Origin of the sequence: Microbispora sp. NBC_01389 (genome assembly GCF_045040095.1) — a bacterium.
In the GTDB taxonomy this organism is placed as follows: domain Bacteria; phylum Actinomycetota; class Actinomycetes; order Streptosporangiales; family Streptosporangiaceae; genus Microbispora.
Genome location: NZ_CP109552.1, coordinates 4,455,598 through 4,478,408, shown reverse-complemented (window position 1 = coordinate 4,478,408; position 22,811 = coordinate 4,455,598). Strand labels below are relative to the sequence as shown.

General features: G+C 70.6%; 20 protein-coding genes and 1 tRNA gene. 8 read left to right on the top strand and 13 right to left on the bottom strand.

The genetic code is table 11. The features are described 5' to 3' along the window. Nucleotides 1-39 precede the first annotated feature (39 nt). Nucleotides 40-1,155, bottom strand: a complete 1,116-nt coding sequence (locus OG344_RS20245; protein WP_405084421.1) for a substrate-binding domain-containing protein — start codon at nucleotides 1,153-1,155, stop codon at nucleotides 40-42. Nucleotides 1,156-1,377: 222 nt separating this feature from the next. Here OG344_RS20245 and OG344_RS20240 point away from each other — a divergent pair. Next, a tRNA-Ile gene (locus tag OG344_RS20240) sits at nucleotides 1,378-1,454 on the top strand. Nucleotides 1,455-1,468: 14 nt separating this feature from the next. Here the strand turns inward: OG344_RS20240 and OG344_RS20235 are convergent. Next, on the bottom strand, nucleotides 1,469-1,867 hold the full coding sequence (locus tag OG344_RS20235; RefSeq protein ID WP_405084420.1) for a hypothetical protein: 399 nt from the start codon (nucleotides 1,865-1,867) through the stop codon (nucleotides 1,469-1,471). 5 nt (nucleotides 1,868-1,872) lie between these two features. Next, nucleotides 1,873-2,400, bottom strand: a complete 528-nt coding sequence (locus OG344_RS20230; protein WP_405084419.1) for a GNAT family N-acetyltransferase — start codon at nucleotides 2,398-2,400, stop codon at nucleotides 1,873-1,875. 244 nt (nucleotides 2,401-2,644) lie between these two features. On the opposite strand from OG344_RS20230, the gene OG344_RS20225 reads away from it, so the two are divergent. The 4 genes from OG344_RS20225 to aspS all read left to right on the top strand — a co-directional run bounded on the left by OG344_RS20225 (nucleotide 2,645) and on the right by aspS (nucleotide 6,912). Continuing rightward, on the top strand, nucleotides 2,645-4,180 hold the full coding sequence (locus OG344_RS20225; RefSeq protein ID WP_405084418.1) for an ATP-binding protein: 1,536 nt from the start codon (nucleotides 2,645-2,647) through the stop codon (nucleotides 4,178-4,180). A gap of 137 nt (nucleotides 4,181-4,317) precedes the next feature. Next, entirely contained in the window at nucleotides 4,318-4,566 is a 249-nt protein-coding gene (locus OG344_RS20220) for a hypothetical protein (protein WP_405084417.1), read from the top strand. After that, nucleotides 4,563-4,964, top strand: coding sequence for a DNA-binding protein (locus OG344_RS20215; RefSeq protein ID WP_405084416.1), 402 nt, complete (start codon nucleotides 4,563-4,565; stop codon nucleotides 4,962-4,964). Before OG344_RS20220 ends, OG344_RS20215 begins: the two co-directional genes overlap by 4 nt. Nucleotides 4,965-5,613: 649 nt before the next feature. Continuing rightward, nucleotides 5,614-6,912, top strand: a complete 1,299-nt coding sequence (aspS, locus tag OG344_RS20210) for an aspartate--tRNA(Asn) ligase (RefSeq protein ID WP_405084415.1) — start codon at nucleotides 5,614-5,616, stop codon at nucleotides 6,910-6,912. Between the two features lie 172 nt (nucleotides 6,913-7,084). Here aspS and OG344_RS20205 read toward each other — a convergent pair whose 3' ends face one another. Next, nucleotides 7,085-8,812: a cellulose binding domain-containing protein gene (locus tag OG344_RS20205; protein WP_405084414.1), complete on the bottom strand. Its 1,728-nt coding sequence runs from the start codon at nucleotides 8,810-8,812 to the stop codon at nucleotides 7,085-7,087. Between the two features lie 446 nt (nucleotides 8,813-9,258). Then, entirely contained in the window at nucleotides 9,259-9,999 is a 741-nt protein-coding gene (locus OG344_RS20200) for a trypsin-like serine protease (RefSeq protein WP_405084413.1), read from the bottom strand. 630 nt (nucleotides 10,000-10,629) lie between these two features. Between OG344_RS20200 and OG344_RS20195 the strand changes: the two genes are divergently transcribed. Beyond that, nucleotides 10,630-11,157, top strand: a complete 528-nt coding sequence (locus OG344_RS20195) for a hypothetical protein (protein WP_405084412.1) — start codon at nucleotides 10,630-10,632, stop codon at nucleotides 11,155-11,157. Between the two features lie 131 nt (nucleotides 11,158-11,288). On the opposite strand, the gene OG344_RS20190 is transcribed toward OG344_RS20195, so the two are convergent. After that, the gene (locus OG344_RS20190; RefSeq protein ID WP_405084411.1) at nucleotides 11,289-12,176 is read right to left on the bottom strand and encodes a hypothetical protein; all 888 of its coding nucleotides are present in this window, start codon (nucleotides 12,174-12,176) and stop codon (nucleotides 11,289-11,291) included. 264 nt (nucleotides 12,177-12,440) lie between these two features. Here OG344_RS20190 and OG344_RS20185 point away from each other — a divergent pair, with 264 nt between their 5' ends. Both OG344_RS20185 and OG344_RS20180 read left to right on the top strand, forming a co-directional pair. Continuing rightward, nucleotides 12,441-13,688: a hypothetical protein gene (locus OG344_RS20185; RefSeq protein WP_405084410.1), complete on the top strand. Its 1,248-nt coding sequence runs from the start codon at nucleotides 12,441-12,443 to the stop codon at nucleotides 13,686-13,688. 139 nt (nucleotides 13,689-13,827) lie between these two features. After that, nucleotides 13,828-14,541, top strand: coding sequence for an NAD(P)H-dependent oxidoreductase (locus tag OG344_RS20180; protein ID WP_327044864.1), 714 nt, complete (start codon nucleotides 13,828-13,830; stop codon nucleotides 14,539-14,541). 411 nt (nucleotides 14,542-14,952) lie between these two features. Here the strand turns inward: OG344_RS20180 and OG344_RS20175 are convergent, their stop codons facing one another. From OG344_RS20175 to OG344_RS20145, 7 genes are all read right to left on the bottom strand, one after another. After that, nucleotides 14,953-16,224 (bottom strand): FAD-dependent monooxygenase, encoded by a 1,272-nt coding sequence (locus OG344_RS20175; protein ID WP_405084409.1) that lies wholly within the window; start codon nucleotides 16,222-16,224, stop codon nucleotides 14,953-14,955. Nucleotides 16,225-16,379: 155 nt separating this feature from the next. Then, the gene (locus OG344_RS20170) at nucleotides 16,380-16,706 is read right to left on the bottom strand and encodes an antibiotic biosynthesis monooxygenase (RefSeq protein ID WP_327044862.1); all 327 of its coding nucleotides are present in this window, start codon (nucleotides 16,704-16,706) and stop codon (nucleotides 16,380-16,382) included. 204 nt (nucleotides 16,707-16,910) lie between these two features. Then, nucleotides 16,911-18,581: a flavin-containing monooxygenase gene (locus OG344_RS20165; RefSeq protein WP_405084408.1), complete on the bottom strand. Its 1,671-nt coding sequence runs from the start codon at nucleotides 18,579-18,581 to the stop codon at nucleotides 16,911-16,913. Nucleotides 18,582-18,622: 41 nt separating this feature from the next. Further along, a complete protein-coding gene (gene phzG, locus OG344_RS20160; protein ID WP_405084407.1) occupies nucleotides 18,623-19,258 on the bottom strand; it encodes a phenazine biosynthesis FMN-dependent oxidase PhzG in 636 nt (211 codons plus the stop codon). Nucleotides 19,259-19,397: 139 nt separating this feature from the next. After that, nucleotides 19,398-20,267: a PhzF family phenazine biosynthesis protein gene (locus OG344_RS20155; RefSeq protein WP_405084406.1), complete on the bottom strand. Its 870-nt coding sequence runs from the start codon at nucleotides 20,265-20,267 to the stop codon at nucleotides 19,398-19,400. Beyond that, nucleotides 20,264-22,165, bottom strand: coding sequence for an anthranilate synthase family protein (locus tag OG344_RS20150; RefSeq protein WP_405084405.1), 1,902 nt, complete (start codon nucleotides 22,163-22,165; stop codon nucleotides 20,264-20,266). Before OG344_RS20150 ends, OG344_RS20155 begins: the two co-directional genes overlap by 4 nt. Next, complete coding sequence (locus OG344_RS20145) at nucleotides 22,162-22,785, bottom strand: isochorismatase family protein (protein WP_405084404.1); 624 nt, start codon at nucleotides 22,783-22,785, stop codon at nucleotides 22,162-22,164. The genes OG344_RS20150 and OG344_RS20145 overlap by 4 nt, the downstream gene beginning before the upstream one ends. Nucleotides 22,786-22,811 lie beyond the last annotated feature (26 nt).

Sequence of the window (22,811 nt, the reverse complement as noted above, 5' to 3'; positions counted from 1 at the left end):
TCGTCTCGACCGCGGCCCTCGTCATATCCGATGACGCGGTCAGCGCGGACGGACCACCACTCCGGCAGCGCCCTCGGGAACGGCGGCACCCTCGGGAACGGCGGCACCGGCGGCTTCGGGACCGGCGGCTTCGGGACCGGCGCCCCGGGGCTGCGCGGCGGCGGAGTCCTTCGTGACGACGACGGGAGGCACCAGCACGGCCGGGATCGCGGCCGTGGTGCCGTTGGACACGGTGGCCGTGCCGTACACGGTTCTGCCGCCCGCGACCTCGACGGCGAGTGCCGCCGCGGCGGCGGCCTCGGCGGCGACGTCGGCGCGCACGGTCGCGGTCACGGTGGCGGGAGGCGCGCCCGTGCTCACCCGCCGCAGGACGCCCGTCCGCCCGCCCTGTCCGACCAGCGGAACCCCGGCCGCGCCCGCTCGCGCCAGAGCGGCCGCGACCGCCTCCGCCGCGTCGCCCGGGCAGCAGACGCCGGCCACCTTCGCGGGCCCGCCGGGCGCCGCGAGGGCCGCCGCCACCTCGCGCGCCGCGTCACCGGGCCGGGCCAGGTCCCGTTCCCAGCCGATCGTCACGCGGCCGTCCAGCACCGCGTGCAGGCTGCGTTTCACGGCCGCCGCGTACGGATCGCCCGGCGGGCCGTTGAGAAGCAACACGGGCCCGGGGCGCTTCCCGGGGCCTTTCTCGGGGCGCTTCATGGCGCCGAGCAGGGCCAGGGCCTGCGACCGGCCGGCCCGCGCCGGGTCGGTCGAGACGTAGGCGTCCACCGGCCCGTCGGCCAGCCGGTCGTACGCGACGACCTTCGCCCCGGCCAGCTTCGCCCGGGCCACCCAGGGAGCGGCGGACCCGGGGTCCACCGCGCCGAGGACCAGCACCCGGACGCCGTCCGCCAGCATCCGCCCGAGCTGCCGTCCCTGCCGGGCCCGGTCGCCGGCGGCGTTCGCGTACTCGACCCGGCAGCGCGGGCAGCGGACCGTTAAGGCGCGGGTGAACAGGGCGCGCTCGGGGCCCTCGGCGGGAAGCAGCAGGCCGACGGTGAAGCCCTCGCGGACGGCCCCGACGGCGCCGAGGCCCGCTCCCCGCTCCTCCCCCCGCTGTCCGCACGCCGCGACCGACGCCAGGAGAAGCACGCAGACGCCCGCCAGCCGTCTCCCCACGGGACACCCCCGATCCGTTGCTGAGCCACGTTTCGCAGAGCCGTCGTGTGTGGAGCCTCCCTTACCCCATACCCGGACAATTGCCCCACAACTCCCGCGACACCCATCGGCACCAGCACCAGACGATCACCAGAGGGGGGGATTACGCCGTGGGCCGAAGGGTGTGGCTCCCCTCCGCGCGCATCCCCTCCTGCTCTAATTTGTGAGAGACTCCACCATTGCGGGGCGGTAGCTCAGCCGGTCAGAGCATCGGACTCATAATCCGTGGGTCGTGGGTTCAAGTCCCACCCGCCCTACCACGTACGACCAGCGATCAGCGGTCCGACCTGCGCGTTCTCCGTTGCGCCCGTACGCCGAAGGACCCCGAGAGGTCTCCCGCGGTCCTGATCAGGCTGTGATCATGGGTGTTGACGCGGTGCTGATGAGGATCGAGCAGCACGGGACCAGCCCGAAACGCAGGAAGCTCGCTCCCGTCGCCGTCGCACCAGACCCCAAGGATCTCTTCGTGCGTCTCGTCGACCAGGTGCTCCGAAGACTCGAAGATCTCGCCCGACAGCGCGCCGCCGAGCCAGCGACAGAGCTGCACCTCGACGGCGACTGAGGCCCTCAATCCCGCGAGGGCCTCCGGGAAGCGGCGGTTGGCCATCTCGCGTTGCTCCTCGATGCACTTGGCGTCGGCCCTGAGCATCACGTCGACGCCGTGCGCCGGCACGTCGACTATCCGGTGAGGGCCGTGCGGTAGCGCAACTTCCTGATCGGGCGGACGTCACTGCGGTCAAGAACGACCGCGCCGTCGTGGTGCCAGCCATCCCGCTCGTAGAAGGAGCGCGCTCGCGTATTCCCTTCCAGGACCCACAGGGTGGCCTCGGCGTATCCAGCCGGCGCCATCTCGCCGAGAACGGCGGTGATCAGCGCCTTACCCACGCCAGTGCCCCAGACTTCGGGAAGAGTGTAGATCGCGCCGATCATGCCCACCCGTACGGAGTTGTCATCCTCGTCGTCGGTGGGATAGAAGCGCGAGTACCCGACGCCACGGCCCGCCTGCTCGGCGATCAACGTGCCTGCCCGAGCGCCTCCGGAGCGGCTCAGCAAGCCTTCCCACGTCTTCGTCAGCGCCTCGTGGTCAAGAGCATCCAGATAATCGTCCGAGAGAAGCCTGCGAAAAGCCGCACGCTGTGATGCCCTCTGGACCCTGGCCAGAACTGATGCATCCTGCTGGGTGGCGAATCTGATTCGCTGCGTCACGTGATCTTCTCCGGTCACGTCGTCTATCTGCTGCTCGCGGACGCTAACCGGGACTGCGAGGCAGGCGCAAAGGGATTTCCATCTCGCTCGGCGGGAGGGGCAGGCCGCCGAGGTATACGAAGGCGAGCATCGCGGCCGGCATCGGCCCGAGCACGGGACAAGACGGTGGCAGAATGTGACCATGCGGCCACCCCGAGCAAAGTACTTCAACACCACGGGTCCGTGCGACCCGCGGCGTCACTACATGCTGCCCCCTACGCCGCGGCTCCCGCAGGCACGGGCGCTCATCGAGATGGACCGCTACTTCGTGCTGCACGCGCCCCGGCAGACCGGCAAGACGACCACACTGAACGCCCTGGCGTCCGAGCTGAACGCCGAAGGCGACATCGCCGCCCTGATGTTCTCCTGCGAGCGCGCCAAGGCAGCCGGCGACGACTACGCCGCCGCGGAGTCACTTCTGCTGGATTCCCTCCGCCAGGCCGCCGAGTGGGCGGCCTGGCCGGAGGAACTACTCCCGCCGGACCCGTGGCCACGGGCCACCCCTGGCAGCCGATTCGGTTCGGCGCTGACGGAGTGGTGCCGCCGCTGCCCGCGCCGGGTGGTGCTGTTCCTCGACGAGATCGACGCCCTGCAGGGCAACAGCATGGTCAGCATCCTCAGCCAGCTCCGCGACGGCCACAACGCACGGCCGGGAGGCCGACCGTTCCCCGCATCCGTGGTGCTGTGCGGGTTGCGCGACGTACGTGACTACAAGGTCGCCTCGGGCGGCGAACCCGGACGGTCGAACCCGGCCAGCCCGTTCAACATCGTCACCGAGTCGCTGCGCCTGGACGACTTCAGCGCCGACCAGATCGCCGAGCTCTACGGCCGGCACACAAAGGAGACCGGCCAGGAGTTTACCGAGGGCGCGGTGGACCGGGTCTTCGAGCTGACACAGGGACAGCCGTGGCTGGTCAACGCCCTCGCCTACGAGATCACCGTACGGATGGGGGTGGCTGACGCCATCACCGCCAGCCAGGTGGAAGAGGCTAAGGAGCGGTTGATCAGGGCGCGCGCCACCCATCTGGACTCTCTGACGGCCCGGCTGCACGAACCGCGCGTCAAGCGGGTGATGGAACCGGTCGTGGCCGGGGTCTTCCCCCACGTCGAGCCAACCTTCTCCGACGACCTGTCCTACGTCCGCGATTTGGGGCTGATCAAGCAGAAACCCCCACTGGAAGTGGCGAACCCGATCTATCGGGAGGTCGTCCTGCGGGCGCTGGGCGACCCGTCGGAACAGTACGTGATGGCCGATCCGCACAGCTTCGTGCTGCCGGACGGCAGATTCGACCTATCTCGCCTGTTGGAGGAGTTCGTCGTCTTCTGGCGCGAGCACGGCGAGGTCCTCATCCGGCAGGAGGGCTACCACGAGGCCGCCTGCCAGATCATCCTCATGGCCTTCCTGCACCGCCTGGTCAACGGCGGAGGTTATCTCGATCGTGAATACGCCGCCGGCACCAAACGACTGGACGTGCTCATCCGCTGGCCCTACACCGGCCCCGGCGGCGAAAGGCTTATGCAACGGGAGGCCATGGAGCTGAAGGTCTGGCGAGCAAGCGAAACGGACCCGCTGCCCGACGGATTCGCCCAGCTCGACCGGTACCTGGACCGGCTCACCCTCTCCACCGGCGTCCTGGTCATCTTCGACCGCCGCCCCGAGGCCCCGCCTTGGAAGGAACGCGGCGGCTTCGAGCGGACGACCACCCCCTCCGGCCGCCAGGTCACCGTCCTGCGCGTGTGACGGGGTTGATCAAGCTCTGCGGGGCCGCGCCCGCTACAGCCGGCCGCGCGCCCCGGGCGAACACCGGCCCCGCCCTCCAGAGGTCCGGCCTCGAGTCCGACTCCCGCCGGGTACGCATACCGCAGTATGATTGTCTTATGGCCGATACGACGCGCATCACGGTGACGTTGCCGAACGAGCAGGTCGCCGAACTCAGGAAGATCACCGACAATGTCTCCGGTTATGTCGCCGAAGCGGTGGCACGCCAGCTGCGGCACCAACTCCTAGGTGCTGACTTGCTGCGTCACCAGGAGGAGCACGGGGAGTTCACCGAAGAGGAACTGGCCCAGGCCCTCGTCAGCATCTTCGGGACGGCCGATTCCGGCGGTTCGGCGAGCGTGGCGTGATCGATCACGTCGAAACCGTCGTCCTCGACTCTCAAGGGCTCTCTGCCTGGATCGCGCAGGACCGCAAGATTCTCGCTATGTTCCAGGTGTTACATTCCATGGGCGCCGATTTCGTTATCGGTGCCAACACCATCGTGGAAGTCAGCCACGCACGACTGGACATGCCGCGCCTGCAGTGGGTGCTCTCCCGGGTGAAGGTCGAGCCGGTGACCGAGAGTGCGGCGAAGAGGTCTGCTGAACTGCTCAAGGCCGCAGGGCTGCACGGCCACAAGTACGCGATCGATGCGACGATCGCCGAGATAGCATTGCGTCAGCCAGGTCCGGTGACAATGCTGACCTCCGATATCGACGACATGACCCGGTTGTGCGGCGGCCGCGTCCGGCTCATCGGAATCTGAACGCGATACCGGAGCGCTCCATAGCGGCCGCTCACCGGAGAGCCGGCGGGCATCGGCGGCACCGTCAAGATCGAGGGCACCGTCCGTTCCCCGGCAAACCTTGAGATCTCGCTCAGCAGCACGCTCGTTCCCACGATGAAGGAGACGGGGAGCAGGCCGGCGAGCAGATTGAGCACGGTCGCGACGCTCAGCGAGGCCGTCCTGGCGTAGGGAAGCAGCCGGGCGAACGCATGCCTGCGCTTCGCGGCGGCGGACCTGCCGGCGGACCCGGTGGCAGACACGGTGGCGGCAGACGGGACGCGTGTTTCCGTGGTCATGCGTTCCTTCCGCTCCCGGAACCGGCCTCGATTATGATCGGAAGCAAAGCTGTGACGAAGCCGAGTAGGCCGGGATCGCGCGAGTCACGAGAGAGCCGCCGTCGCTGGAAACGCGGCCTCGCCCCCCGGTCGAAGACCCTTCTGAGCTGCGGGGAGGAACGGCGGCGCCGCCGTGGCGGCCGCCCAATGCCCCGCCGGTGGGCCCTCGTTACCGGGCCGCGACGAGGTCTCGCCCGCGCGGCGGGGCGAAGGTGTGGTGGCACCGCGAGCGACAGATCCCTGCTCGCCCACACCGGACAGGGATACCTATGGTTCTCGTCTGTGGAGTTGTCATGCGAATTCTGTCCTCCCAGGTCTCCGAGCATGTCGGGGAAGAGGTGACCGTCGCCGGCTGGCTACACCGCGTCCGCGCGCTGAAGTCGGTGACCTTCGCCGTCGTACGTGACCGCGATGGTCTGGTGCAGGTCGTCGCCGCCGAGCCGGAACTGGTGAAGCGCCTCGCGGTTCTCACCGAGGAGACCGTCGTCGAGGTGACCGGGACCGTCACCGCCAACCAGCAGGCGCCGGGCGGAGTGGAGATCACCTCGCCGACCGTCCGTGAGCTGTCCGAGCCGGCCGTCGCGCCGCCGTTCGACCTCTACCGGCCGGTGGTCTCGGCCGCGCTGCCGACCGTGCTCGACAACGCGGCGGTGGCCCTGCGCCACCCCAGGCTGCGCGCGCCGTTCGAGATCTCCGCGGCGTCCGTGGCGGGGTACCGCCGCGCGCTCGACCGGCTGGGGTTCACCGAGGTGCACACTCCCAAGGTGGTCTCGTCGGCCACCGAGTCCGGAGCGAACGTCTTCGCGCTGGACTGGTTCGGCCGCAAGGCCTACCTGGCGCAGTCGCCGCAGTTCTACAAGCAGACCATGGTCGGGGTCTTCGAGCGCGTCTACGAGGTCGGCCCCGTCTTCCGGGCCGAACCGCACGACACGGCGCGGCACCTGGCCCAGTACACCAGCCTCGACGCCGAGCTGGGCTTCGTGACCGACCACCGCGACGTCATGGCCGTGGTCCGCGAGGCGGTGGCCGCAATGGTCGCCACCATCGCGGAGCGTGCCCCGGGCGCGGTGGAGTCGCTCGGAGTGAAGTTGCCGGACGTGCCGGAGGAGATCCCGTCGATCCACTTCGCGGACGCGCAGGAACTGCTGGCGCGGGAGACCGACGAGGACCCGCGCGGTGAGCCGGACCTGGCCCCCGCGCACGAGCGGTGGCTGTGCGACTGGGCCATGCGCGAGCACGGCTCGCAGTTCCTCTTCGTCACCGGCTACCCGATGCGCAAGCGGCCGTTCTACACGCACCCCGACCCGCGGCGGCCGGAGTTCTCCAACAGCTTCGACCTGCTCTTCCGCGGCCTGGAACTGGTGACCGGCGGGCAGCGGCTGCACCGCCACTCCGACTACCTGGCCGCCCTGGAGGCCCGCGGGGAGAGCCCGGAACCCTACGCCGGCTACCTGGCGGCGTTCGCCCACGGCATGCCGCCGCACGGCGGGTTCGCGCTCGGGCTGGAGCGGTTCGTGGCCCGGCTGACCGAGGCGGACAACATCCGCTGGACCACGCTCTTCCCGCGTGACCTGCACCGCCTGGCGCCCTGACCCGCGGCCCGGATTCCGGTTCCCGCGCACGGGTACCGTACCCGGCGGGTGCGGCCGCTCTCGCAGGAGAGGAGCCGCACCCGTCCCTTCACCGGTCGGGCGCCGAGGGGTGTCTCGGCGGTCAGACCACGGTGCCGGCCAGGCGAGGGTGCCGGCCAGGCGAGGGTGCCGGTCAGACCACGGTGCAGGGCACGCCGTTGAGGGTGAAGGAGGTCGGCTTGGACGTGTTGCCGCTGTGGTTCGCCTGAAAGCCGATGTCGACGGTGGCACCGGGGGCGATCGTGGCGTTGTAGTCGACGTTGCGGGCGCTCACCTGGCCGCTGGAGGGCGAGAAGGTGGCGTTCCAGCCCGAGGTGATGGTCTGTCCGGAGGGCAGGGTGAACGCCAGCGTCCAGCCGTTGATCGTCGACGACCCGGTGTTGGTGATGCTGATGCTGGCGGTGAAGCCGGTGCTCCAGCTGTTCATCGTGTAGGCGACCCGGGCCGCGCCGGTGCCGCCGGTGGGCGACTGGCTGGGTGATTGGCTGGGCGACTGACTCGGCGACTGGGTGGGCGTCACGGTCGGTGTGACCGTGGGCGTCGCGGAGGGCGAGGAGCCGCTCAGGCTGGTCACGTAGGTCGTCATGCTGCGAGCGGGAAGCGTGACGGTGAGGGAGCCGTTCGACATGGTGGTCGCCGCCTGGGGCGCGACGTTCCTGCTCCCGTCCGTCACCCAGGACGACACGCCGGCCGAGCCGGCGCCCGCCACGGTGAACTGCTGGCTCGCCGCGGAGGTGCCCTTGTTGATGGCGACGATGACGACGGTGTCGCCACTCCGGTACGCCGAGACGTAGACGTTCGTCGCCGGATTCGCCGTCGCGTCGATCCGCACGTACCCGGGGCGGACGAACCTGGCGAACTGCGCCATGATGGCGCCGCGCTTGCTGAGCTGGCCGTCCTCCCGCATGGGGCCGTAGCTGCGCCGGATGTACCACCAGACGTACGCCTGGAACTCGGCCTCCACCATGGCGCGGTGCATGTGCTCGCCCACGTCGAGCGCCTGGGGCCAGGTGTCCGCCGAGTCGGTGCTGTTGGGGTAGTACACCTCCGTCATCCAGAGTTCCTTGCCCGCGCCCTTCTGCTTGAAGAGGGGGTAGGGGAAGTTCGAGTACGCCGTGCCGTAGAGGTGCGCCCCGATGATGTCCGTGTTGGCGAGCGCGGTGGAGTCGTTGAGGATCGGGTCCGACATGCTCTTCACGTACTGGAAGGACTCGGGCGCCATGACCCTGGTGTTGATCGAGCCGGCGTTCTCCCGCAGGAACTTCACCATCTCGGTGGGAGTCCACCACGTCCAGTCGTGCGCGTAGTCGGGCTCGTTCTGCACGGAGATCGCGTACAGGTTCACCCCGTTGTTCTTCATGTACGTGCTGAAGGAGTTCAGATGCGTCGCGTACGCGGCGTACTGGTCGGCCCTGAGGCGTTTGGCGTTGGTCTGACCGCTGCGGTTGAAGGTCTCGATCATGCTCGCCGGAGGATTCCACGGCGACGCGAACACGGTCACCCCGAGCTGGGCCGCGCGCTGCGCCGTCGCCAGGTCACGGCCGAAGTCCGACTGGCTCTCGCCGACGGGGATCCGCAGGATGGAGAACCCCAGCTTGCCCTCGCCGGTCTGGAACGCCGTGTCCCGCTGGGCGGCCGTCAGGTCGCCGATCCAGGCCGCGTGGGCCATGCCGCCGAAGCCCTTGATCGTCTGCCGCTGCGCCGACGGAGTGACGGTCGCGGTGGCCGCCGAGGCCTCGGTGGCGCCGAGGACCGCCGACGTGGCCGTGACGACCGGCACGGCCCCCAGCGTCGTCAGGACGGACCGCCGGCTGAGCACCCTTCGCTCACCGCTCGTCGGCCCATTCTGGTCGTGCGTCATGTCTCCTCCTCGTGGTCTCCGGTGCCGATCCGCGCCTTCACGCTCCGGTTCGGATCGACCCCGAATGTTGGCGTTAACATTCCCTCGCATGGACCGGCACGGGAGGCGCCGGGGATGCGGACCGCTCAAGGTGGTGCGCGGAGGGGGTAACACTCCAGCGGAGTGTGGTTCCGCCCCCGGCGAGGGTCAAGCACGAGGCGGAGGCCTTACGCGGTGGAGGGGCTCGTACGCGGCTGAACTGTGCGGACATCGCACCGGACCGTGAAACTTACAGGTCGGGAATCCGCCGTCCTGCACCGGTTCAGCGGAGGTCGGGCTGGGGCGCCGCCGCGCGGGACGTGCCGGTCGAGGCACCGGCGGCACCGTGAGCGCCACCCGTGCCGAGCGGGCCTCTACTGGACGGCCCTCCACTGGACGGCCCTCTACTGGGCGGCCTCCGGCACTCGTCAGGGAAGGGTGACGAACCACCTCAGGAACTCCCGGGCGGAGGAGGTGTCGAGACGGTAGTCGATGTTCGTCGACCTGCAGGCGTCGTCCGCTCCGCTGATCGTCGTGGCCACGAGCAGATCGGAGTCGGCGGCGCCGAGGAAGTTCGGGCCGCCGGAGTCGCCGAAGCAGGTCCCGCCGTCCCCGCGCTCCGAGTCCGGCGTCAGCTTGAGCCAGTCGGCGCCGAGGCGCTCGAACGAGATGGACGTCCGGTTACGGGTGTCGGTGTAGGTGAACCGCCATCCCTGCTTCTTCTTGGTGGGAGTCAGCGCACCGTAGCCGACCGGGGTGAACCGCGTCGACTGCAGCGTGCCGTCGTCCCGCATCCGGTCGAGCAGGCCCGGGGCGGGCAGTCTGGCCGGCCTGATCGCGGGGACCGCGGAGGGGAACACGACGACCGCCATGTCATGGAGATGGTGCCCGCGCGCGTACCTCGGGTCGCGTACGAAGCGGCCGCTGAAGACCTTGGCCCCGGGCTCGTAGCGGTCGGCGAAGGAGACCCGCGCCGTCCGCTGCCCCGAACCGCCGCAGTGGGCGGCGGTGAGCAAGACGGTCGGGGAGATCAGCGTGCCGGTGCAGTACGCCCACGTGCCGTCGCTCTCCGGCGCGTCGCCGATGAGGGCTCCCACCTGCGGATGATCATCGCCGTCCACCGAGCCGTTGGTGATGGCCGACGCCGGGAAGGCGACTCCTATGATCATTCCAACAAGAATCATGACAAATGGGACGAAACGCATAGGCAAATGTACCCCGGTTATGCGGTTTACCGGGAAACATGGACAAAAGATCTACTGGCCCCGGATCCGGATAGACGTGTACGCGAAGACCGGGGAAAGCCCGCTCGGCCGTCCCCGCCGGCAGGCCGCCCGGATGCGCCTCGTGGACGCGGCGGCGATGTCCGCACCGATGACGCCCACGTCGCCGCACCTGGCAGCTGGTCGTGTGCGCCCAGGTAGGCGGCGGTGACGACGGTCACGGCAACCTCCGGAATCGGCGCGGCTTCGGACGGCGATCCGCGGTAACGGCCGGGACGGGAAGGAGCACGCGGTGGTTGCGGCAGGTGTGATCACCGCCAATTCCGCGCAATTCCCCGGAACCGTTTCGCCCGTCACGCAAAGCGGCCGTGAGCCCCGGGGAACGGCACGGCCACACACCAGAGGTAGGTGCGTTTTCTGATGCGAAAAGGCATTGTTTGCGGCTTGATGGGTGACTGTGCCGTTTGTTACCCCTAGCGTGAGAACCAGGGTCTGGATCCAGGGTTCGATGGATCGAATCGCGCTCCATGTGGCCGGGGTTCCCGGTGACATCACGGAGTCGACGGAGTGATACCTATGCTCAGAGAAGCACTGGCCGCCGGCACGCTCGCCGTGTCGGCTCTCGCCGCCCCGGTGGCGCTGCAGGCGCAGTCCGCCCACGCCGCCGGCATCACCGCCCAGGCCGCCGTGCAGGCTCCGGCACAGCCCTGCCCCGGAGGCAGGTGCCGTGGACGGGAGCGTCACCGGTACGGCCAGTACGGCCGCACCGGGCAGGTCCGGGAGCGGGAACGCATGCGGCAGGAGATTCGTGGCCGCGAACGGATCCCGGTCCGGGAAGAGCGCGGACGCGAACGCATCCGGGAGGAGACGCGAGGACGCGAACGGATCCCGGTCCGGGAAGAGCGCGGACGCGAACGCATCCGGGAGGAGACGCGAGGACGCGAACGGATCCCGGTCCGGGAAGAGCGCGGACGCGAGCGCATGCGGCAGGAGATCCGCGGAGGCGAACGCATGCGCGAGGAACGCGGACGCGAGCGCTTCCGGGAGGAGACGCGTAGCCGCGGCGCCGAGCGCGAGCGGGGCCGGGAGGAGTTCGGACGGTGACAACGGCTCGCGGTAACAGCGACAAGAGCAGGGAGAGACAGGAAGCGACACCCGCAAGGACCGGATAGCCCACGCCCGTCGAACCCGCCGGACCCATGGCCCCGCGAGGCAGCCGCCTCGCGGGGCTCCGCTCAGCTCCCGACCGGCTTCAGGAAGCCCTCCAGAGCCACCGTGCCCTTCCCGTAGCGGTCGTCGAGTTCCCGTCTCAGCTCCGGCGTGGCGACGTACACCCTGGCACTGACCCGGTTGCCGATGGTGTCCACGGACAGGGTCAGGAACCGCCGGCTCTCCATCTCTCCCTCCAGCTCACGCTGGATCGCGCGGAGGTCCGACTCGGTCCGCTCGGCGCCGCTCACGCACAGCGCGCCGCCCCAGACCTCGCGGATCCAGCGCTCACGCCCCGCGAGATCCCCCGTGAACATGAGGTTCAGCACGTACCGCGTGGGGTCGTTGCCGATCTTCTCGATGGTCCGGACGTCATGGAAGTCGACCCCGTCCATGTAGTGCTGGTCGAGCCATCCGCCGGCGAACTCGCCGGCGGACGCCGCGCGGTCCATCGCCGCCCGCATGGCCTCCTCGGTCGCCTTCGCCCGGTCCACCGGACGCCAGCCGCCCGCGGGTTCCGGACACGGACTGGTCATATCGGTCCCCGATCCGCCGCCTCCCGGCGTACGGGCCTCGCGGGGTGGCTCGGTGAGCGTGAGCCGGGAGCCGTCCCAGGTGCCGACGACCCGGTACTCCCCCCAGGTGACGCCACCGAACGACTCGGCTCTGACGGCCTTCCAGTCCCAGCCCACGATGTCCGGTCCGCCGCACTGCGGAGGGTACGACGCCTGGACCAAGCCGCACAGCTGCGGCCCGTGTTTCCCGTTCTGCAGCACGGTCCCCGTCGCCGTGTAGCGGGTGTCACCGGCGGGAGCCGCGACGTCCGGCGGCGGCCCGCAGCCGGAGGCGGCGAGCGGGACGACGAGGAGGACGGCCAGGAGGACACGCGCGGCGCCTGGCGGGAAGCGACTCATGCCGGATAGACGAAACGGCGCCTCCCCCGGTTCACCCCCGATTCGCCGGGCGCTCCCCCAGCCGGCCCGCGGGGCGAAACGGCTGGTAGGACGGGTGACGGAGACAGACACCTGGGGATGATCTCAGGCACCCCTCACCTATCAACCGGCACATGACCGTAATTCACCCCCTTGACACCACAAATCGGACGGAAAAAACTCGGAGACCGTGCCACACCCCTCACAGCGGCGCGTGGATCGCCACGACGCCGCGAAGGAGCCTGTATGAGGCGTCTGTTCGCCGTCGTCGCGTTGCTCGCCGGCTTCCTGCTGGTGCCCACGCGTTCGGACGCCGCCCTCGGCAACGTGGCGCCCTGGGCCACCGCGACCGCCTCCTACACCTCCCCCTGGGAAAGCGTCGCCGCGATCAACGACGGCATCGACCCGTCGCGCTCGAACGACCTCCGGAACCGCCGCTGGGGCACCTGGCCGCAGGCGGGCGAACAGTGGGCCCTGCTGACCTGGCCCTCCGCCCAGACGATCTCCTCGGCGCAGGTCTACTTCTTCGACGACGGAGGCGGCGTACGGGAGCCGGTCTCCTGGAGGCTGCAGAGCTGGGACGGCGCCGCCTACGCCGACGTCCCCGCCGCCTACCCCGTCGCCGTGGACGGCTACGTCACCGCCTCCTTCCCGGCCGTCACCACCACCCGGCTGCGGATCGTGCTGGAGAGCGGAACGGCCGCGGTCGGGCTCCTGGAGGTCAAGGCGTTCGCCGACACCGCCGCCGCGCGGAGCGGCTGGAACCCGCCCGCCGCCCTGGTCACCCCGCTCGACGAGGTCTGGCGGCACACCGAGTCCGGCGACCGCGACCCGTACGGCTTCCGCAACTTCGGCTGGGACCAGATCATGGCCAACGGCGGATCGATCAACTACTGCGTCCGCTGGGACTCCCCCGCCCCCGTGTCGGCGGAGTTGCGCGACCGCGTCCACGCCGCGCTGGCCAGGTCGTTCGGGAAGTGGATGAACGTGATGGCCGGTCACGACGGCTGGCCGTACGCCGAGGTGCCGGTCAAGGTGGTCGGCTGGGCGGTCCGCGACCGCGCGACCCTGCAGTGGGACGACGACTCGGTCGACGTGTACGTCGGCGACCTGCGGGAGAACGCGCCGCAGTGCGCGGAGCCGTGCGGCCGCTTCTTCAACCAGTCGGGCGCCTATCCCGGCTGTCCCGGCGGCGCCTCCCACCACTACGACATGTCCCTGTGGCTCACGGCGGGCATGGACGGCGGCGCGGGAGGCGACTGGGGCCAGCGCGTCGGCAGCGAGTATCTCGTGGACAACCTCGGCAGCGACGACATCCACATCCTGCTCCACGAGATCGGGCACGGGTTCGGCCTCGACGACTTCTACGACTGGACGCCGGCCGGCCAGTGCTGCTTCCTCATGAAGGCGGGCTCCGCCACCTCCGTCACCGAGTTCGACGCGTGGATGCTGCGTGACCTCTGGCGCCACCTGAAGAGCCGCTACGGCTACTGACTCCCGGCGTCCTCACCGCCTCCAGTCCCGCTCCGGTACGACCCTGTCACCTCTCGCGACTACCGAACGTCATAGGTGTGTGACGGAAAGTATCGGGAAAGGACTGCGCGATGCCCGCGCAGCGACAGGAGGTGGGCCTGTGACGTCCCTGCTGCACCTGGACTCCAGCGCCAGCGACCACGGCGACTCGGTCACCAGGCAGTTGACGGCGCTCTACGCCGACACCTGGCGGTGTCTGCACGGGAGCGCGGGATACCGGTACCGCGACCTCGCCGCCGAACCGGTCCCGCTGGTGTCCCCGGCCTTCGTCTCCCTCGGCATCCGGGTGGAGAGACGGGGCACGGTCGCGCTGCCGGAGGTGGCGGAGCTGACCGAGGGCCCCGCCGAGGAGCGCGAGTGGGCGCTGACCCTGCCGCTGATCGCGGAGCTGCGCGCCGCGGAGACGGTGCTGGTCGGCGTCCCGATGTACAACTACTCCGTGCCCGCGTCCCTCAAGGCCTGGATCGACCGGGTGACCTTCCCGGGGGCGTTCCTCGACGCCGGCACGGGAGAGCACCTCCTCCGGAGGACGAACGTGGTGGTGGTCACCGCCCGCGGCGGGAGCTACGCCCCGGGCACGCCACGGGAGGACTTCGACTTCCAGACGCCCTACCTGAGGGCGTACTTCACCGATCTGGGGGTGGCCCCGGAGAACCTGTGCTTCGTCGGCGCGGAGATGACCCGGGCCGCCGACGTGCCCGCCCTGGCCCGCTTCACGCCCCTGGCGGCCGACTCGCTGGCCGCGGCGCGGAGCGCCGTGTCCGGCCTGGCGGGCCGGTCGGCCCGCGGCGGCGCGGCGGCCCGCACGCGGTGAGGCGCCGGCCGCGCGGCGGCCTGTCGTGAAGGGCGGTGCCCGCCCACCGGCGGACACCGCCGCACAGCCGCGGCGTGTCACCTTTCCGCGGCGCGATTCGTCTTAAGGACGAGGAGTGCGACCACGACCCGGCAGGAGGCCCTTCCACCATTGCCGTCCGGCATTCGCCGTCGGCCGAGCCCGTGCTGGAGAAGAGTTATCCGGCATCCTGTAAACATATTGTCAGGATGTTCTGCTTTTCCTGCCCGGCTAACGGAGAATTACGCCGCCGGGACATGCGTTTCCATTGTCATGCCCGGCGTCGCGCGGTCCGCGGACATGAGCCGGCGATTCGTCTCCCGCGTTTCAAGCGGTGATTCAGGATGGACCGCCCGGCGATAAGTGCGGCTACCGGCCGGGCGGTCCATCCGCTCAGGTGAGCGGCTGCCGCCGCTCCACCGCCACCCGGTAACGGTGCGTGATGGTCGCGAGTTCGGCGGTCTTGTCGTGGCCGGGACGACCGGCGATGCCGCGCTCCGCGCCGTCCATGTTCCGGTTGGCGAGGATGATGGCGGTCGTGGCGGGGCGCCTGGCGGCCTCGTACCGCAGCAGGGCGCCGGCCACGTCGTCGCCCTGTGCGAGCTCGGTGGCGAGCTCGGCGGCGAGCGTCGCGGCGTCGATGACGGCCTGCGAGGCGCCGTTGGCGCCGATCGGGTACATCAGGTGGGCGGCGTCGCCGAGCAGCGTCACCCGGCCCTCTCCCCAGTGTGGCAGGGGGTCGCGGTCGACCATCGGGTAGCGCAGGATGCGGGGGCTGCGGGCGAGCATCGCGGGCAGGTGCAGCCAGTCGAAGTCCCAGTCGGCGAGGTGGGGCAGCACCTCCTCGATCCGGCCCGGGCGGTTCCAGCCCGCGTCGCCGGACAGGCTCTTCGAGGGGGCCGCGACCAGGCAGACCCAGTTCACCAGCGCCTTGCCGCGCTCCGCGTGGCGCCGGGAGACCGGATAGGCGATCAGCCGGGTGGCCCGCTCGTCGTTGGCCAGGATCATCGTCCGCCCGTCGAGGAACTCGTCCATCTCGGACAGGCCACGCCACATGTCGACCCCCGCGGGGGACAGCGGGACGCGGTCGGGGTGAAGCTGGGCCCGCACCGCGGAGCGCAGCCCGTCGGCGCCGACCAGCGCGGCGGCCTCGATCTCGACCGCTTCCCCGCTCTCGTCGTGCGCGAGGACGCGGACTCCCGAGGGGGTCTGGTGGAAGCAGATGACGCGGAGCCCGGTGCGCACCGCGCCGGGGCCGAGCCGGTCCCGTACGGCCGCGAGCAGCAGCATCTGCAGCTCGCCGCGGTGGACGGAGTACTGGGGGTGCTCGTGGCCGGCGTCGACGCCCCGGGGCTCGGTCCACAGGGTGGCGCCCTTGTGGTCGAGGTAGCGGTGCTCCCGGGTGCGGATGCCGGTGGCCGCCAGCGTCTCGCCGAGCCCGAGCTCGGTCAGTATGCCGATCGCGGCCGGCTGGATGTTGATTCCCACTCCGAGCGGCGCGAGTTCGGGCGCGGCCTCCAGAACGACCGCGTCGATCCCCTTGGCGTGCAGGGCGAGCGCGGCGGCCAGCCCTCCTATCCCCGCGCCCGCGATCACGATGTCGGCGGTGTTGGCGGTCGTCATGGCGTCGCGCTCCCTGGGCCGGGGGTGGCTACTCTTCGTCACCTTCGGGTGGGTGGTGCGGTCTGGGCCGGGCCCCGGACACGGCCCGCTCTGGGGGATGCGCGGGCGACGTCCGTCCGCCGATGCCGAGAGGCGGACGGAGTGTGTCGCATCGGGGCCCGGACCCGCTTGTGGGTGCCGCGAAGTGGCCGGCCAGGTCAGGCGTGGTAGACGGAGACGACCTTGTAGGGCTGGGGCGCCGCCTTGGCGATCTCCGCCGCCCGCTTCGCGAACACCTGCGCCTCGGGGTCGCCCGCGGTCGCCCTGAGGTCGTCCGGGGTGCGCCACTGGGCGAGGTTCACGACACGGGTGCCGTCCGCGCCGGCGAGAACGTTCACCGAGATGAAGCCGGGCCGGTGCCGCATGACCTTCTCGGCGCCCTCGTTCAGAATGGCGATTAGTTCCTGCTGCTTCGAGGGGTCGACGTCGAAGACGTTGATGAAGGTTACGACTTGGTCGTCGACACGAATCACGGTCTCAGTCATGACTTCATCGTATCCGACAAAGAACCATTAGAGTCAAGCGTCTTTGTTAAACAATCGCGGGCGTCGAACCCGAGAACGCCTCACCGAATATCTCGTGCGCGGAGCAGGAAATTCCGCTTATCTCAAGCGGACGCGAAGGGTCCGGACGGCCCTCCCGGCCGTCCGGACCCTCGTTCGCCGTGCGGGGCGCGCCCCCGCGCGGCCTCAGGCCGGCATCAGCGAGGGGCTGGCCTGCAGGTCGAATCCCTCGTACCCCGCCTCCGCCACCTCGCTCAGCTTGGCCCGGTACGACCCGAGGCCCGCGAAGTAGAACATGACCGTGTTCTTCTTTCCGGGGATGTTGGCCCCGAAGATCCACGAGGCGACCTTGGGGAAGAGCGTGTACGCCGCGAGCTCCCGGCAGGTCTCGGTCCACGCGTCCTCGGCGCTCGCGGTGGCCTCGACCACGGTCGTGCCGTTCTCCTCCGCCGTGCGGATCAGGCCGGCGATCCACTCGACCTGGGTCTCGATGCCCGGCGGGAGGTTGCTGAAGGCGCTGTTCGGCCCGAGGACCATGAACAGGTTGGGGAAGCCGTGGGTGGCGACGCCGAGGTAGCCGGTGGGGCCGTCCTCCCAGTGCTCCCGGATCGTCACGCCGCCCCGGCCGCGGATGTCCATCCGCTTGTAGCTGCCGTCCACGGCGTCGAAGCCCGTCGCGAAGACCAGGACATCGAGCTCGTGCTCCACGCCGTCCTCGGTGCGGACACCCCTGGGGGTGATCGCCCTGATCGGGTTCTCCTTGACGCTGACCAGCGTGACGTTGTCGCGGTTGAAGTTCTCGTAGTAGTCGGGGTTGCAGATGGGGCGCTTGGCGTAGAGGTCGGACGGCGTCAGCTTGCGCGCCGTCTCCGGGTCCTTCACGATCTCCCGGATCTTCGACCGGATGAACTCCGCGGCGGCCTCGTTGGCCGCCGGGTCGGTCGCGATGTCGGAGAAGGTGCCGAACATGAAGCGGAAGCCGTTCCCCTTGTCCCAGTACTTCTGGAACACGCGCCGGCGCTCCTCCTCGGAGACGCTCATCGCGGGGACGTCGCTCTCCTCGAAACCGCAGGCGACGCGGGAGCCGCGCACCTGGTCCCAGATGCGGTCGTAGCCGGCCCGCACCTCCGCGACGTACTCCTCGGTGACCGGGCCGTGGCCGGACGGGACGCAGTACTGCGCCGAACGCTGGAACACCGTCAGATGCCCGGCCACCTTGGCGGCGGCGCAGACGAACTGGGTGCCGGTGGAGCCCGTGCCGACGACGCCGACGCGCTTGCCGTCGATGGTCAGGTCGTCGGGCCAGGCGCCGGTGTGGACGATCCTGCCCCGGAAGCGCTCGCGGCCCTCGATGCCGGGGATGTTCGCCGTCGACAGCGGCCCGAGCGCGGTGACGACGTACCGCGTGGTGAAGGTCTCGCCGGTGTCGGTGCCGATGGTCCAGACGCCACGGGACTCGTCGAACACCGCGCTCTCGACGCCCGTGTTCAGCTGGATGTCCTTCCCCAGCCCGTGCTTGGCGACGACCGCCTCCAGGTAGGCGAGGAGCTCACGCTGCGGGGTGTACTTGGTGGTCCAGTTCCACTCCTGGAGCATCTCCTTGTCGAAGGAGTAGCGGTAGACGAAGCCCTCGACGTCCGACATGGCGCCGGGGTAGCGGTTCCAGTACCACGTGCCGCCCACGCCGCCGGCGCGGTCGAAGGCCCGCACCCGCAGGCCGAGCTCGTCGCGGAGCTTGTGCAGCGTGTAGATGCCGGCGAAGCCGGCGCCGACGACGATCGCGTCGAAGTCGGTCGTGCTCGGATCGGTCGTACTCGCACCGGTCGCCAGAGGGCCGGTCGTTATCGAGTCGGTCAAGGTCGCACTCCTTCGTGTTTCCTGTCCCTGTGGGGAGGGGGTCACGGCTGCAGCCGTGAGATGTGCCAACCGGAGGAATCCCGGTCGTAACGCAGCCGCCGGTGCAGCCGGTCGGCGTCCGCCGACCAGAACTCCACGGCGGCGGGCTCCAGGCGGTATCCGGCGAACCGCGCCGGGCGGGGCAGGGGGGTCGCGTACGACGCCAGGCGCTCGGCCTCCGCCCTGAGCCCGGCGACGTCCTCCAGGGGTTCGCTCTGCCGCGAGACCGCCGACATCGCGTGCAGGGGCACCGGCCGCGCGTTCCACAACCGTTCCGCCTCGGGCTCGGGCAACATGACCACGGGGCCGGAGAAGATCAGCTGCTGCGCGGTCTCGCGCCAGTAGAGCAGGCCCGAGCCCCAGCCGGTCTCGGCGATCTCCCGGCCCTTCCGGCTGGTGCTGTGGCTGGTGAAGACCAGGCCCCGGTCGCCGACGTCGATGACGGCGACCATGCGGGAGGAGGCCCGGCCGCCGCGGCCGGCGGTCGCGAGGGCGAGGGCGAGCGGCTCGCGCAACCCCTCCTCCACCGCCGACGCGATCCACCGCCGCGCCAGGACCATCGGCTCGGCCGGCGGCATGTCGTACTCGGGGAACGCCGGGTCGATGGCGCCGGTCAGACTCTCGAACCTGCTGCTCACTGTCGCCTCCGGGCGGTGTGGGGGGACGGGCGGCCCTGGCCGCGTGCGATGACGGGTGCGATGACGGGTGCGATGACGGGTGCGATGACGGGGTGCGGACCGGCCGGCGAGGGCCGGTCCGCCGGTGGGTCCGCGCCGTTCAGGCGTAGATCACGCCGCGGGCGACGGTCACGGCCGAACCGCCGACCCGTACGGACGTGACGGCATCGGGGACGCCGTCGGCGCGGGCCCGCATCAGCGAGGGACGGCCCATCTCGACGCCCTGGTGGATGTCGATCCACCGCCCGAACCCGATCCGCCCGTGCCGGGCGAGGTGGACGGCCAGCGGGCCGGCCGCCGACCCCGTGGCGGCGTCCTCGGCCACGCCGTAGGCCGGCGAGAACATCCGGCTCCGCCAGGTCGGGCCGGAACCGGCGAAGCAGTTGGTCGCCATGTCGGGGAAGGCGGCCAGCGCGCGCTGGTCGGGGTCGACCCGGGACAGCGCGGCGATGCTCTCCAGCCCGACGAAGACGTGCCGGGGACCGTTGTGGTAGATCACGACGGGCAGCGTGGAGGAGGTCAGGCCGAGCGCGGCGAGGAGTTCTCCGGCCCGGTCGAACTCCATCCAGGTCGGGACGGGCTGCCCCATCTCGGCGGCGACGACCCTCCCGTCCACGCGTTTCAGGTCGAAGGCGATGACTCCCATCGCCGTCTCCAGCCGGAGCCGGTCCTCCCGGCGCCCCTCGCCCAGCGCGATGGCGGTGCCGAGGAGCGGATGCCCGGCGAAGGGCAGCTCGTTCACCGGCGTGAAGATGCGGATGCGGGCGTCGCCCCCCTGCCGGGCCGGGAGGACGAAGGTGACCTCCGACAGGTTCATCTCCCTGGCGATGCGCTGCATGCGCTCCCCGGAGAGGTCCTCGGCCTCGAAGAAGACCGCGACCGGGTTGCCCTGCAGCGGCGTGTCGGTGAACGCGTCGACGACCACGTACGGACGCGCGCCGTCCAGCACGGACCGGCCGGTCGTCGTCATGACAGCAGGCCTTCCATCAGAGAGCCCAGGATGCGGGGGCCGTTCTCGGTGAGCACCGACTCGGCGTGGAACTGGATCGAGGCGAAACGGGGGCCGCGCAGCGCGTGCACCTCGCCGGTCACCGGATCACGGCAGATCTCCACCATGCCGAGGCCGTCGATCTCGGCCTGGTCCGTCTCGGCGCGCGCGGCGAACGTGTTGTAGAACCCGACGCGCTCCCGCGCGCCGAAGAGGCCGATCTCCTTCTGCAGCCCCTGGTTGGGCACGTCGCGGCGCTGCACCGGGAACCCGAGCCGGGTGGAGAGGACCTGGTGGCTCAGGCAGACGGCGAGGAAGGGCCGCCGCCCGGACAGGAGGGCGTCCGCGGCGGCCCCCAGGTAAGCGATCTTGGGGTGGGCGGCGTCGCGGGGGTCGCCGGGGCCGGGCCCCAGCACCACGAGGTCGTACCCGTCCGGCGACGGCGTCTCGTCGTGGCGGCGTACGGTCACCGCCATGCCCAGGCTGCGCATCTGGTGGTCCAGCATCGAGGTGAAGGTGTCCTCGGCGTCGATCACCAGTGCCCGCACACCGGCCAGCCGCGGCAGGGCGGGCGTGCCGCCGCCGCGCCCGCCCAGCCAGAAGCCGGCGATGTTCGCGTTGCGCCGTTCCAGCGCCTCGCGGACCTCCGGGCGGGTCCTGAGCCGGCCGCTGTCGCCGGTGTCGAGCGCCGCGAGCAGCCCGGCGGTCTTCGCCCGGGTCTCCGCCACCTCCGACATCGGGTCCGAATGGCGGACGAGCGTGGCGCCGACGCCGATGCGCGCCCGGCCGGTGTGGTCGATGTCGGCGGTCCGGATGAGGATGGAGGAGTCGAGGGTCTGCCGGCCGGCCTCGTCGCGCCCGATCAGGGCGACGACTCCGCTGTAGTAGCCCCGGCCGTGCGGCTCGTGCCGGTCGATCACCCGGCAGGCGTTCTCCACCGGGCTGCCGGTCACGGTCGGGGCGAACATGGTCTCGCGGAGGATGTCGCGCACGTCCCAGCCGGTGTCGCCCTCGATGAAGTACTCGGTGTGCGCGAGCCGCGCCATCTCCTTGAGCCGCGGGCCCGTCACGCGGACGCCCGGCTCGCAGATCCGCGTCATCATCTTGAGTTCCTCGTCGAGGACCATGTAGAGCTCGTCGGACTCCTTGCGGTCGGCGAGGAAGTCCATCACCCCGTCCAGGGAGGGGCCGGACGCCGGATACCGGTACGTGCCGCTGATCGGGTTCATGGTCGCGACGCCGTCCCGCAGCGTCACGTGCCGTTCCGGAGTGGCGCCCACGAACGTCCGCTCGCCGGTGTGGACCACGAAGGTCCAGTACGCGCCCGACTCGACCTCCAGCAGGCGCCGGAAGAACGCGAGGGCCGAGCGGGGCGTGTAGTTCCCGATGTCGGCGACGAAGGACCGCTTGATGACGAAGTTCGCCCCCTCGCCCTCGCCGATCGCCTCCTTGACGACCCTGCGGACGATCTCGGCGTAGTCGTCGTCGTCCACGTCGAAGTGCCCGCCGGAGACCGCGAAGGGCAGGTCGGGGATCTGTTCCAGGGCCGCGCCGACCGGCAGGACGCCCTGCCGGGTCACCGTCATCGCGATGAGCGGGGCGCCGTCGTCGGCGCAGGCGAAGCCCCGCTCGCGGACCTGCCGGTAGGGGACGACGACCAGCGCGTGGTGCCGGCTTCCCGCCTCCGGCTCCTCCTGCCCGGGCAGCGGGATGTCCCCGAGCTCGCGCAGGTGCGCGACCTCGCCGACGAGGACGTCCAGCAGGCCCGGCCCGTTCGCCTCGGGCCGGTGCAGCAGCGCGAAGGCCGGCGCCCGGAGATCCAGCACGGCGTCGAGCAGGCCGCCTCCCCCGGTGCCCGGGTCACTCCGCGGGCCGCTCACGAGAAGACCTCTTTGGCCGTCAGGACGACCGCGCACCTCTCGGCCGCGTACTCGACGGCCATGCGGTGGTAGGCGGCGGTGAAGTCGGCGACGGCGTCGGCGACCAGGAAGGTCTGCAGGTCGTTGGTGAAGGCGTCGACCGCCGTCATCAACACCCCGACGTGGGCGTACACCCCGCAGACCACGAGCTGGTCGCGGCCGGCCCGCCGCATGCGCTCCAGCAGGTCGGACCGGAAGAACGCGCTGTAGCGCAGCTTGGTGAACGTCCAGTCACCGGGGGCGGGGGCGAGCTCGTCGACGACGAGCCGGTCCTCGGGGGCGCGGCGCATGCCGGGCCCCCAGAAGTCCTTGAGCAGTCCGCGCTGCTCCTCGCTCATGTCGCCGGGCTGCGCCGTGTAGCCGACGGGGACGCCGAGCGCCGCGCTCCGGTCCCGCAGCAGCGCGACGTTCCGTACGAGTTCGTGCCGGGTCGGGTCGGCGAACGGCCGGACGAAGTACCGCTGCATGTCGTGGATCAGGAGCACGGCACGAGCGGGATCGGGCGTCCATCCGGCGGCGTTGGGAGGCAGGTCGCCCGCCGCCGGAAAGGGGTAGGGCTGGATTGCGGGTATGCCGGACATGGAAGTCCTTCCTGGTAGCTCTCGCG